The organism is Rhodoferax sp. GW821-FHT09E07, assembly GCF_059416145.1.
Genome location: NZ_JBWKOP010000006.1, coordinates 210,384 through 222,484, shown reverse-complemented (window position 1 = coordinate 222,484; position 12,101 = coordinate 210,384). Strand labels below are relative to the sequence as shown.

Annotated in this window: 11 protein-coding genes and 1 pseudogene; 7 read left to right on the top strand and 5 right to left on the bottom strand. The window is 63.9% G+C overall.

The window, feature by feature from the left end:
* The first annotated feature begins 35 nt into the window (after positions 1–35).
* Both AC07OE_RS13540 and AC07OE_RS13535 read left to right on the top strand, forming a co-directional pair.
* Entirely contained in the window at positions 36–896 is an 861-nt protein-coding gene (locus AC07OE_RS13540; protein ID WP_495071089.1) for a TolB family protein, read from the top strand.
* Positions 893–2,155, top strand: coding sequence for a CaiB/BaiF CoA transferase family protein (locus AC07OE_RS13535; RefSeq protein WP_495071088.1), 1,263 nt, complete (start codon positions 893–895; stop codon positions 2,153–2,155). The genes AC07OE_RS13540 and AC07OE_RS13535 overlap by 4 nt, the downstream gene beginning before the upstream one ends.
* Before the next feature lie 15 nt (positions 2,156–2,170).
* Here the strand turns inward: AC07OE_RS13535 and AC07OE_RS13530 are convergent, their stop codons facing one another.
* Entirely contained in the window at positions 2,171–3,124 is a 954-nt protein-coding gene (locus AC07OE_RS13530; RefSeq protein WP_495071087.1) for a LysR family transcriptional regulator, read from the bottom strand.
* 122 nt (positions 3,125–3,246) lie between these two features.
* Here AC07OE_RS13530 and AC07OE_RS13525 point away from each other — a divergent pair, with 122 nt between their 5' ends.
* Positions 3,247–3,912 (top strand): NADPH-dependent F420 reductase, encoded by a 666-nt coding sequence (locus tag AC07OE_RS13525; RefSeq protein WP_495071086.1) that lies wholly within the window; start codon positions 3,247–3,249, stop codon positions 3,910–3,912.
* A gap of 16 nt (positions 3,913–3,928) precedes the next feature.
* On the opposite strand, the gene AC07OE_RS13520 is transcribed toward AC07OE_RS13525, so the two are convergent.
* Positions 3,929–5,893: an ATP-binding cassette domain-containing protein gene (locus AC07OE_RS13520; protein WP_495071085.1), complete on the bottom strand. Its 1,965-nt coding sequence runs from the start codon at positions 5,891–5,893 to the stop codon at positions 3,929–3,931.
* Between the two features lie 37 nt (positions 5,894–5,930).
* Positions 5,931–7,106, bottom strand: a complete 1,176-nt coding sequence (locus tag AC07OE_RS13515; protein ID WP_495071084.1) for a GGDEF domain-containing protein — start codon at positions 7,104–7,106, stop codon at positions 5,931–5,933.
* A gap of 77 nt (positions 7,107–7,183) precedes the next feature.
* On the opposite strand from AC07OE_RS13515, the gene AC07OE_RS13510 reads away from it, so the two are divergent.
* Positions 7,184–8,050, top strand: a complete 867-nt coding sequence (locus tag AC07OE_RS13510; protein ID WP_495071083.1) for a pirin family protein — start codon at positions 7,184–7,186, stop codon at positions 8,048–8,050.
* Here the strand turns inward: AC07OE_RS13510 and AC07OE_RS13505 are convergent.
* Positions 8,022–9,065: an LLM class flavin-dependent oxidoreductase gene (locus tag AC07OE_RS13505; protein ID WP_495071082.1), complete on the bottom strand. Its 1,044-nt coding sequence runs from the start codon at positions 9,063–9,065 to the stop codon at positions 8,022–8,024. The genes AC07OE_RS13510 and AC07OE_RS13505 overlap by 29 nt on opposite strands.
* 113 nt (positions 9,066–9,178) lie before the next feature.
* On the opposite strand from AC07OE_RS13505, the gene AC07OE_RS13500 reads away from it, so the two are divergent.
* The 3 genes and pseudogenes from AC07OE_RS13500 to AC07OE_RS13490 all read left to right on the top strand — a co-directional run bounded on the left by AC07OE_RS13500 (position 9,179) and on the right by AC07OE_RS13490 (position 10,520).
* Positions 9,179–9,703 carry an FxDxF family PEP-CTERM protein gene (locus AC07OE_RS13500; protein WP_495071081.1) on the top strand — a complete coding sequence of 175 codons (525 nt, stop codon included), beginning with the start codon at positions 9,179–9,181 and terminating at the stop codon, positions 9,701–9,703.
* A 16-nt stretch (positions 9,704–9,719) separates the two neighbouring features.
* Positions 9,720–10,190 (top strand): annotated as a pseudogene (locus AC07OE_RS13495) (FxDxF family PEP-CTERM protein); the annotation flags it as partial.
* Between the two features lie 159 nt (positions 10,191–10,349).
* Positions 10,350–10,520 (top strand): hypothetical protein, encoded by a 171-nt coding sequence (locus AC07OE_RS13490; RefSeq protein WP_495071080.1) that lies wholly within the window; start codon positions 10,350–10,352, stop codon positions 10,518–10,520.
* A gap of 73 nt (positions 10,521–10,593) precedes the next feature.
* On the opposite strand, the gene AC07OE_RS13485 is transcribed toward AC07OE_RS13490, so the two are convergent.
* The gene (locus AC07OE_RS13485; protein WP_495071079.1) at positions 10,594–12,099 is read right to left on the bottom strand and encodes a CoA-acylating methylmalonate-semialdehyde dehydrogenase; all 1,506 of its coding nucleotides are present in this window, start codon (positions 12,097–12,099) and stop codon (positions 10,594–10,596) included.
* Positions 12,100–12,101 lie beyond the last annotated feature (2 nt).

Here is a 12,101-nt window from a genome sequence, read left to right as displayed (position 1 = left end):
GATAAGTTGCTATTGTTTTTGAAGTGGAGGATGCCATGGCCCCTGTGCACAGCACGCTGGAAATCTACGACCTGGAGCTGCGCCAGCGGCGCGTACTCCTGAGACTGCCGCGCCACCTGGAGGCGCCCAACTGGAGCCGCGACGGAGCGTTCCTGGTGGTCAACGGCGACGGCCTGCTCTACCGTGTGCCGCTGGACCAGCCGCGACTGGAGCCTATCCCCACTGGTAGCGCCCGGCGCTGCAACAACGACCACGGCATCTCGCCCGACGGGCAGATGCTGGTGATCAGCCACCACGACACGCAGGACGGTGAATCCATCCTCAGCCTGCTGCCCATCGGAGGTGGGGAGCCTGAGCTCGTGACGGCGCTGGCGCCCTCCTACTGGCATGGCTGGTCCCCCGATGGGCGCATGCTGGCCTTTGTGGCCGGGCGTGCTGCCCATGCCGACTTCAAGATCTACCAGCTGGACCTGCAAACCCGTGAGGAGAAACAGCTGAGCTTTGGCGCGGGGCTGGACGACGGGCCAGAGTACTCGCCTTGCGGCCGCTACCTCTATTTCAATGGCTTTCGTGCCGGCCGCATGCAGATCTGGCGCATGGACGCCGATGGCGGCAATCCGCAACAGCTGGTGCGGTCCGAGAGTTCGGACTGGTTTCCCCACCCCTCGCCCGACGGGCAGCACCTGCTGTTCCTGCGCTACCTGCAGGACCAGGGGCAGGGCCACCCGTTTGGCCAGAGTGTGCAGCTCCTGTTATTAGATCTGCGCAGCGGCGCACTCACCGAGCTGACCGAACCCTTCTATGGCGGACAAGGTACCCTTAACGTACCGTGCTGGGCGCCCGACAGCCGCGCCTTTGCTTTTGTGTCTTACCGCAACCCGGATTTCCAACCATGACCACCCCTGCCTCTGCAGTCCCCGGCGCCCTCAGCCACCTCAAAGTCCTGGACCTGTCCCGCGTGCTGGCCGGTCCCTGGTGTACCCAGATGCTGGCCGACCTGGGCGCCGATGTGGTGAAAGTCGAGCGGCCGGTCACGGGGGATGACACGCGGCACTGGGGACCTCCGTTTCTGCAAGACGCACGTGGCCATGACACGGCCCACGCCACCTACTTCACGGCCTGCAACCGCAACAAGCGCTCCATCACCATCGATATCGCCAAGGCCGAGGGCCAGGCGCTGATCCGCCAGATGGCGCTGCAAAGCGACATACTGGTGGAAAACTTCAAGGTGGGCGGCTTGGCGCACTACGGGCTGGACTACGCCAGCCTGAAGGCCCTGAACCCGCGCCTGATCTACTGCTCCATCACAGGCTTTGGCCAGGACGGGCCGTACGCGGAACGCGCGGGCTATGACCTCATGGTGCAGGCCATGAGCGGCATGATGAGCATCACCGGCCAGCCCGATGGCGCACCTGGCGCCGGCCCGCAGCGCGCGGGTGTGGCCATTACCGATGTGTTCACCGGAATCTACGCCACCAGCGCCATCCTGGCGGCGGTGGAAATGCGCCACCGCACGGGCCAGGGCCAGCACATCGACATGGCGCTGTTGGATGTGGGCATGGCCATTTTGGCCAACCAGGCCGCGGGCTTTTTGAACACCGGCAAGGTGCCCCAGCGCATGGGCAATGCCCACCCCAGCCTGGTGCCTTACCAGGACTTCCCCACGGCGGATGGCGCCATGCTGCTGGCCGTGGGCAACGACGGGCAGTTCGCCCGCTTCAGCGAGGCGGCCGGCCACCCCGAGTGGGCGCAGGACCCGCGCTTTGGCACCAACACCGAACGCGTGGCGCACCGCGCCACGCTGATTCCACTGATGAGCGCAGTGACGCGCGGGCGCACCACGGCCGAGTGGATTGCGCTGCTGGAGCACCGCGCCGTGCCCTGCGGCCCCATCAACACCATGGACCAGGCCTTTGCCGATACGCAGGTGCAGGCCCGGGGTTTGGTGCAAAAGCAGGCGCTAGCCCCCGCCGCTACTGCGCAAACAGCTATTGAAAACATAGCAACTGTGGCCAGCCCGTTGCGCCTGAGCGATGCCCCGGTGCAACTGCGCTATGCGCCGCCGGCGCTGGGCGAGCACACCGAAGAAGTGTTGGCGGGGCTGGGGCTGAACGCCGCTGCGATTGCCGCGTTGCGCACCCAAGGGGTGGTGTGACCGCGAGCGGCGGACTCAGATGCCCACGCTGCGCAGCTGCGCGGGGCTGAGGTTCAGCTCCTCCATTTGGGCGAAGCCCTGGAGCAGGTAGTCCACCGTGACCCGCACCCGGGGCGCTACCAGTGCGCGGTGCGGATACTGGAGTGTCACGCTGCGGCTGCCGGGGTCGTGCAAGCCCGGAAGCACCACCTGCAGCGCGCCGCTTTGCAGGTGGTGCCAGGCATGGTGAACACCGCACTGGGCAATGCCCATGCCATACAGGGCTGCATCCACCGTGGCTTCGGGGTCTGACAGTACCAGCACCGGGTTGTCCGGCACCCACTCCAGCGGCGTGCTGCCCGGGCGGCGGAAGCGCCAGGGCGACGCCGTGCCGTTGAGAAAGCGCACCGCGACCAGTTGATGCCGGGTCAGATCGTCGACCGACTGGGGCTGGCCCCGTGCCGCCAGGTAGGTGGGCGCGGCCACCAGCACCAGATGCAATTGGCACACGGTGCGAAACACCAGGCTGGAGTCATGTGGGTCGCCGCCGCGCAGCCCCAGGTCAAAGCCTTCACGCACCAGATCCACGCGGCGGTCTTCAAACTCGACGTCGGGCAGCAGGCCTGGGTGCGCCTGTTGCAGACCGGGCAGCAGCGGCAACAGGCAGCGGCGGCCAAACCCGTGGCTGCAGGCAATGCGCACACGGCCCACCGCCTGGGCGCGCTGGGCGGCTACGCCGTCGATGGCCGCGTCCAGGGCGTCAATCGCCTCGCGCGCGCCTTGCAGGAACACCTCGCCCTCGCGGGTGAGCTGCAGGCTGCGGGTGCTGCGGTTCATCAGACGCACCCCCAGCGCCCCTTCCAGGCCCGCCACATTCTTCCCCACGGCCGCGGCCGAGATGCCCAGGGTGCGCGCGGCCGCTGCAAAGCTGCCGCGATCGGCGGCTTGCACAAAGGAGAGCATGGCCCTCACACGCTGGGTGGCATCCATGGGGTAATTCTAAACATTGAGTTGTGAATGTACCTACCTTTAGTGTCGTTCACTTTGTCATTGCAAGTGCCCAGAATTCGTCTGCACTCCCTGCAATCCCTCCATTTCACAAAGGAATCACCATGAACACATCCTCCGCAAAGTCCGTCGCCATCCTAGGCAATGGCGGTGTTGGCATTGCTCTAGCCAAGGGCTTTTCCTCGCTGGGTTTTGAAGTCATTTTTGGCACCCGCGATGTCAGCAGCAGCAAGACCCAGGCGGCGCTAGCCGCCGTGCCGGGTGCCCGGGCTGCCAGCTACGCCGAGGCCGCCCGTGCCGGCCAGTACGCCGTGCTGGCCTTGCCCTGGGGCGGCCTGGAGGCCGGACTTCAGGCCGCAGGGCCTGACAACCTGGCGGGCAAACTGGTCATTGACCCCAGCAACCCGCTGGATTTCAGCGCTGGCGCGCCCACACTGGCGGTTGGCCACACCGATTCAGCGGGGGAGCTGGTGCAGCGCCTGTTGCCGGGCGCCAAGGTCGTCAAAGCCTTCAACACCATCACCGCTGCGCACATGGTGCACCCCAAGTTGCCAGACGGGCAGCCGGACATGTTCATTGCCGGCGACGATGCGCAGGCCAAGGCCCAGGTGAGCGAATGGCTCATGGCTTGGGGCTGGCGCAACCCCGTGGACATGGGAGGCATTGCGGCCAGTCGCCTGCTGGAAGCGCTGGCCATGCTGTGGATCAGCTACGGCTTTCGCAACAACCATTGGACACACGGCTTCAGCCTGCTGGGCCGAAAAGCCTGATCTCCGGTGGGCTTGCTCAGGCGGGCTTGCCCAGTTCTTCCCAGCGCTCCAGCGCGGCCATCAGTTCCTCGTCGATCTGCGCATTGCGTTCAGACAGGGCGATGGCGCGCGCGTTGTCGCTGGCATAGAGACTGCCGTCAGCCAGGGCTTCGGTGATCTCCGCCTGTTCCGCCTCCAATGCGGCAATCCGGTCAGGCAGGCTGTCCAGCTCGCGTTGCTCCTTGAAGCTGAGCTTCTTGGCCTTGGTGGGGGTGGGCGCGGCTGGCGCGGTGGCGCTGACCTGGGCAGTGGCCTGCTCCTGTTTTTGTAGCTGCTCGCGCTCGTAGTTGAAGGGCTTGGCCGTGGTTTTGCCCTGGGCCGCATTGATGGCGTTGGCGCGTTTAGTCTGGATCAGCCAGTCGCTCACGCCGCCTTCGTATTCGCGCCATTTGGCATCGCCTTCGTAGGCAATGGTGCTGGTGACCACGTTGTCGAGGAAGGTCCGGTCATGGCTGACCAGGAACACGGTGCCATCGTAGCTTTGCAGCAGGTCTTCCAGCAGTTCCAGCGTGTCGATGTCCAGGTCGTTGGTCGGTTCGTCCAGCACCAGCACGTTGGCGGGGCGGGCGAACAGTCGGGCCAGCAGCAGGCGGTTGCGTTCACCACCGCTCAAGCTGCGCACGGGTGAGGTGGCGCGCGCCGGCGAGAACAAGAAGTCGCCCAGGTAGCTCTTGCGGTGCTTCTTCTGGTTGCCAATCTCGATCCATTCGGAGCCGGGGCTGATGAAGTCTTCCAGCGTCGCGTCCAGGTCCAGCGCGTTGCGCATCTGGTCGAAGTAGGCGACGGTGACGTTTGCACCCAGGCGCACCGTGCCCCAGGGGCTGTGGCCGGGTTCGGGCTTGGGGGCGTTGGCCGGTGCCGGGTCGGGCTTGTGCTCGCCCAGGATCAGCTTGAGCAGCGTGGTCTTGCCCGCGCCGTTCGGGCCCAACAGGCCGATCTTGTCGCCGCGCAGAATCGTTGCGGTGAAGTTGTCGACGATCTTGCGGTCACCAAAGGTTTTGCTCACGTGCACCATCTCGGAGACCAGCTTGCCGCTCTTGTCGCCGCTGTTCACGTCCATGTTGACGCTGCCGACCACGTCGCGGCGTGCTTCGCGGCTGGCGCGCAGCTCTTGCAGGCGGTTGATGCGTGCGGTGGCGCGGGTGCGCCGTGCTTCCACGCCCTTGCGAATCCACACTTCTTCCTGCGCCAGCAGCTTGTCGGCCTTGGCATTGATGATGGCTTCCTGCGCCAGTTGCTCTTCCTTTTGCAGCAGGTAGGCGGCAAAGTTGCCGGGGTAGCTCATCAGCTTGCCGCGGTCCAGTTCGACGATGCGCGTCGCCACGTTGTCCAGGAACGAGCGGTCGTGGGTGATCGTGATGATGGACCCTTTGAAGTCCACCAGCAGGCCTTCCAGCCATTCGATGGAGTCCAGATCCAAGTGGTTGGTCGGCTCGTCGAGCAGCAGTACGTCGGGCTGGGCCACCAAGGCCTGGGCCAGGGCCACGCGTTTCTTGGTTCCGCCGGACAGGGTGTTCACCACCGCGTCGGGGTTCAGGTGCAGGCGCTGCAGGGTTTCGTTGACGCGCTGCTCCCAGTTCCAGCCGTCCAGCGTTTCGATCTCGCTTTGCATCGCATCCAGGTCGCCGTGGCCCAGGCAATACTCTTCAATCAGGCCGATGACCCTCTCCAGACCTGCGCGAACAGCTATGAAAACTGTAGCATCTCCGTCCAGTTGCGGCTCCTGTGCCACATAGGAAATGCGGGTGCCGCCTTGCACTTGCAGCGTGCCGTCGTCGGGTTTTTCCATGCCGCCCAAGATCTTGAGCATGGAGGATTTGCCCGCGCCGTTGCGACCGATCAGGCCCACGCGCTCCTGCGTTTCCAGGGAAAAGTCAGCGTGGTCGAGCAGCGGGACGTGCCCAAATGCCAGCTGGGCGTCGAGAAGGGTAATAAGTGCCATAGGGATCCGTGTAACCCCCGATTATCCCTTGCCCCGTTTAAACCACCCGGTTGCGTCCCCGTTGCTTGGCCAGGTACAGGGCTTTGTCTGCCTCGGTGTAGAGCGTTTCGAAGTCACGCTTTTCCTCCACCGTGGTGCTTGCCAGGCCAAAGCTGGCGGTAACGGAGATGGTGGTGGACTCCCACGGCACGGGTGCGCTTTCCAGCCGGTAGCGCAGCTTCTCGGCCAGCTTGCGCCCGGCCTCGGCTGAGGTGTTGGGCAGCAGCACGATGAATTCCTCGCCGCCCAAGCGGCCCACCAGGTCCGTGCTGCGCACCGTGGTGCTGGCCAGCGTGGCCACATGGCGCAGTACGGCGTCGCCGGCCGGGTGGCCCCAGGTGTCGTTGATGCGCTTGAAGTGGTCCAGGTCCAGCAGAAGAATGGTGGTGGAGCTCCCTTGGCGCTGGGCACGGTCCAGCTCGCGCCGGCTCAGCTCCACAAAGGTGTTGCGGTTGAACAGACCGGTCAGGCCGTCCTGCCGGGTCAGTCGCTCCAGCTCGCGCTGTTTTTGCTGCAGTTCGGCCTGGGCCTTGTCCAATTGCTCCTGCTGCAGGGTGATGACCGTGAACTTGCGCCACAGCAGCACCGACAGCGCCCAGCCCGCGCCGCAGGCTGCAAACGCGCTGAGCCGGTTGGACAGCAGCAGGGCCGGATTGAGCTGGGTCCAGCCCAGCGCGACGTGGAAACCGCTGTAGGCCGCAACGTACAGCAGGGCCGCACTGACGGGGCGCATGTAGAGCACCAGGCTGACCACCATGCAGGTCACCAGAAATGGCGTGATATTCGGGGTGACCCACTGGTCAATGGCGACAGCCGCAATGGCGAACGCCATGGCCACGGCCACGGTGAACAGACCCAGCCATCGCCCGGCCAGCGTGCGGTGGCCATGGCGCAAGGCGCGCGCGGCCCAGGTGCAACCCAGCATGGCCAGGCCCATGCCGGTGTGTACCAGTAGCAGGGCCAGCTTCCAGCGGTAGGCCGTGTCTTCGGGGGGCGCGGTGAGTGCCAGCACCAGAAACACCAGCGCCAACACACCGTTGATTCCGGCCACCACGGGACTCAGCAGGCGGGTGCGCTCCAGGTTGGTGGCGCAGGCCTCGTCCGCCACGCGGTCGTGCTCGGTGCGCCAGCGTTCCAGCGTGTGGCGCAGGTCTCGGGAAAGGGGGGTAATCATGGGGCGCTGGTGACTGTAGCAGAGCAGACTTGCTACGATGTGCTGGCGGCGCGTGCGCTGCGCAACCAAGGATTTTTATGCCCGAACGCATTACCCCCCGCGCCCACGATCTGGGCGGCGGCTTCACGGTGCGGCGCGTGCTGCCCGCCATGCAGCGCCAGGCCATCGGCCCCTTTGTCTTTTTTGACCACTTTGGCCCGGTCACCGCGCATCCTGGCGACAACCACGATGTGCGCCCCCACCCCCACATTGGCCTGGCCACGGTGACCTATTTGCTGGAGGGCGCGATGATGCACCGCGACTCCACGGGCGTGGTGCAGCGCATCGAGCCCGGTGCCATCAACTGGATGACGGCGGGCCGCGGCATCGTGCACTCCGAGCGTACGCCGGACGACCTGCGCAGCGTCACCCGCCGCAGCCATGGCTTTCAGCTCTGGTCTGCGCTGCCAGCCGAGCATGAAGAAGATGCGCCGTCGTTCGCCCACACCCCGGCCAGTGCGATTCCCGCAGTGCAATTGCCGGGTGCCACGGTGCGTGTGCTCATCGGGTCGGCGTTTGGCGCGACTTCGCCTGTGGCTACCTTGTCCCCCACGCTGTATTTGGCGCTGGAACTGGAAGCAGGCGCTCTGATCACCATCCCCGATTCGGCGCAAGAACGCGGCATGTACAGCGTGGACGGCCCGCTGGAGGTGGATGGCGAGCTGCTCGAGCCCGGTGAAATGCTGGTGCTGGAGGCCGGCAGCACACCCACCCTGTGCGCCCGCGAGACCACGCGGGTGATGGTGTTGGGTGGTGCTCCGCTGGGCCACCGCCACATGGTGTGGAATTTTGTCTCCAGTCGCAAGGAGCGCATCCTGCAGGCGCAGGACGACTGGGAGGCCCAGCGCTTTCCCACCGTGCCTGGCGAAACCGAATTTATCCCCCTGCCTGCACGGCGCCCCTAGCGGCGTCGGCCTGGGCGTCCTGGATGGACTGCGCTGCAATGTCCAGTGAGCGCAGGCGCAGCGCGGGGTCAAATACGTCGCAGACCAGCATCAGCTCGTCGGCTTGCGTGGCTTGGGCCATTGCGGTCAGGCCCTTTTGCACCGTGGATGGGCCGCCAATCACGGCTTCGCCCAGAAAATCGCCAATCGCGGCACGCGCGTCGGCCGGGCACTGGGCCAGAAAGTTGGGCACCGGGGCCGGCAAGGCCTTGCGTTGCCCGGTCAAGATACCCAGCACACGCTGGTAAATGCTGCTGGCCAGCAGCTCGGCTTCCTCGTCCGTGGGGGCGGCCACCAGGGGCACGCCCACCATCACATAGGGCTTGGCCAGCGTGGCCGAGGGCTTGAACAGGCTGCGGTAAAGGTCCACCGCCTGGTGCAAGAAGCGGGGCGCAAAGTGCGAGGCAAACGCATAGGGCAGGCCCATGTGTGCGGCCAGCTGCGCCGAATACAGGCTGGAACCGAGCAGCCAGATCGGCACATGGGTGTCCGCACCGGGCATGGCTACCAGCTTTTGCCCTGGCTGCAGCGGGCCCAACAGGGTTTGCAGCTCCATCACATCACGCGGAAAGTCTTCCTCGCTCTCCACCTTGCTGCGGCGCAGGGCGCGCATGGTGGCAGGGTCGGTGCCAGGCGCGCGGCCCAGGCCCAGGTCGATGCGACCCGGATACAGCTCGGCCAACGTGCCAAAGGCCTCGGCCACCACCAGCGGCGCATGGTTGGGCAGCATGATGCCGCCCGAGCCCACGCGAATGCGTTCGGTGCCGCCGGCAATATGGCCGACCAGCACCGCCGTGGCGGAGCTGGCAATGCCCGGCATGTTGTGGTGTTCAGCCAGCCAGTAGCGGCTGAAGCCCAGTTTTTCGGCATGTTGCGCGGTGCGCAAGGCAATCTGCAGAGCCTCGCCGACGGTGCCACCTTCGCGCACGGCAACGAGGTCCAAGAGCGACAGGCGGGTGTTTTTGGGAGGATTCATGTAAGCAATTGTCATAAGAAGCCAAAAACCTTGCCCGACTAGTCCGATTGAACTATTGCTGCAATGCAATACAGGGTTAATACTGAACCCGTCACACAATTTTTGGAGTTTCTATGCTGACATCTGTCATGAAAAAGACCGCAGTCGCCTTTGCGATTGCTGTAGCGGTGGGCTCAGCGGGAGCTATGTCCGTTAATTTTGGTACGGTTACAGGCGTCGTTGGCGTTGCTGACGTCCATGTCTCGGGTTCGTTTGACGACGTTTATAGCTTTACCCTAGGCTCCGGTACGGCAGGTTTGGGTAGTTTTGTCGGTGTGGATCTGTTGGGCGATTTGGCACTGCAATATCGCTTTGGCGTTGGTGCCACTCCGGTCTGGGGCAGTTTCTCTCCCTCTTTCACGGTGCCTTCCGATGCAAATACAGGTGCCTTTTCGCTCGCCACGACTTTTAGTGGTCTGACCGCGGGCACCAAATACTGGGTGAATCTGAAGGGTTCGGCGACGGACGCGACCTATTCCGTCACTTTGGCGCCGGTACCAGAGCCTGAAACTTATGCCCTGTTGCTGGCAGGTTTGGGGCTGATGGGAACTATCGCTCGTCGCCGCAAAGCAGCTGTCGCTGTCCAAGAAGGAGTTTGAGATGAAAAAGATTGCCCAACTCTCGCTGGTAGCAGCAGCTCTGGTCGCTGGACAGGCAGCCAACGCCCTGAGTTTTCAAACCGTTGCCAACTCCAGCTTTACTGAATATTTCACCCTGACGCCCGTCACGACCAATCGCTTGGCACTGTCGGTTTCGGGTCTGGCTGCGCAGTTCAGCGCTCTGAATTTTGAAATTTTGAGCGGTGGCCCTGCAGTGACTGGAACCTTGGTAAATGGCAGCCTGGTCGGCGCATTCAATGATGCGCGTAATGCAGGCTACACATTGACTGGCGGAACCTCTTATGTTCTGAAAATCACCGGTACTACCAAGGCCAACCCGCCTGGCCTGTATGGTCTGGTTTCCATCGGCACATTGAACGGCACCGTCACCCCCGTCCCAGAACCCGAGTCTTACGCCATGCTGTTGGCCGGTCTGGGGTTGGTGGGCACCATCGCGCGTCGTCGTTCAAAGAAGCAAGCTGTTTAATCACAGTTTCTGATCCCAAAAAAGGCTTGCGTGCTCCGCAAGCCTTTTTTGTTTTTTGCTGTGTAACCCACGAATACATATTGGATCCAAACGGACTATTGCTGCAATGCAGCATAGGGTTAATACTAGGAACGTCATTCAATTACCACTGGGGGTTTTATGAAGTTCAAGTCACTGATCGTCATCGCAGTCACAGCCACTTCCACCTGGGCGGTTCATGCAGCAGGTCAGGATTTACTCACCATTGCCGCACCCGACAGAAACCCCGCAGCCCTGCTTTTGGTGGGGCTGGGATTGATGGGAGCCATCGCTCGTCGTCGGTTCCGCTAATTCACCGGGGCACCTTCGGGTGCGTCGAAAAAAAGGGCTTGTCATCGATCGACAAGCCCTTTTGCATTTAAGACTAGCGGCTGCTGGGGAAGCTGAACACCGCCCCTTCGCGCACCCCGGCGCTGGGCCAGCGCTGCGTGATGGTCTTGCGCTTGGTGTAGAAGCGCACGGCGTCGGGGCCGTAGGCGTGCAGATCGCCAAACAGGCTGCGCTTCCAGCCGCCGAACGAGTGGTAGGCCACGGGCACGGGTAGGGGCACGTTCACGCCCACCATGCCGACCAGGATGTTGTCTGTGAAGTAACGCGCGGCCTCGCCATCCCGCGTGAAGATGCAAGTACCGTTGCCGTATTCGTGGGCGTCAATGAGGTCCATCGCTTCCTGCAGCGTCTTCACGCGCACCACGCCCAGCACCGGGCCAAAGATTTCTTCCTGGTAGATCACCATGCCGGGCTTGACGTTGTCAAACAGGCAGGGGCCCAGGTAGTAGCCGTCTTCATGGCCGGCCACTGTGAGGCCGCGGCCATCCACGACCAGTGTGGCGCCCTCCTTCACGCCCTGGTCCACATAACCCTTCACCTTCTCGAAGTGCGGTTTGGTGACCAGCGGGCCCATGTCCATACCGGGGGATGTACCGGGGCCCACCTTCATTTTTGCGATTTCGGTCTTCAGGCCGGCAATCACGGCGTCGGCCGTGGCGTCGCCCACGGCGACCACCAGAGGAATCGCCATGCAGCGTTCACCGCAGGAGCCATAGGCTGCGCCCATGAGGGCAGAGACCGCATTGGCCACGTCAGCATCCGGCATGACCACAGCGTGGTTCTTGGCGCCGCCCAGAGCCTGCACGCGCTTGCCGTGCTTGCAGCCTTCCGAATAGATGTATTCGGCGATCGGCGTCGAGCCCACAAAGCTCACGGCCTTCACGCGCGGGTCGCGCAACAGCGTGTCCACGGCTTCCTTGTCACCGTTGACCACGTTGAGCACACCGGGCGGCAGGCCGGCTTCCAGTGCCAGTTCGGCCACGCGCAGCGTGGAGCTGGGGTCGCGCTCCGAGGGCTTGAGCACAAAGGTGTTGCCACAGGCCACGGCCATGGGCCACATCCACAGCGGCACCATGGCGGGGAAGTTGAAGGGGGTGATGCCAGCGGTTACGCCCAAGGCCTGGAACTCGCTCCACGAGTCGATGGCCGGGCCGACATTCTTGCTGTGCTCGCCTTTGAGCAGCTCGGGCGCGTAGCTGGCGTATTCCACGTTTTCGATGCCGCGTTGCAGCTCGCCCAGCGCGTCGCTGAGCACCTTGCCGTGTTCGGCGGTGATGAGTGCACAGAGTTCGTCGGCGTGCTTTTCCAGCAAGACCTTGAGATTGCTCATGACGCGCGCGCGCTTGAGGGGCGGCGTGTTGCGCCAGGCGGGGAAGGCGGCCTGCGCATTGGCAATAGCTTCTTCCACGGTGGCCTTAGGGGCTAGCAGCACACGCTTCTCGGCACGGCCGGTGGCGGGGTTGAAGACGTCTTGCGCGCGTTCGCCGGTGGTGATGATCTTGCCGCCGATCAGGTGGCCGACGGTGGGGAGTGAGGACATAG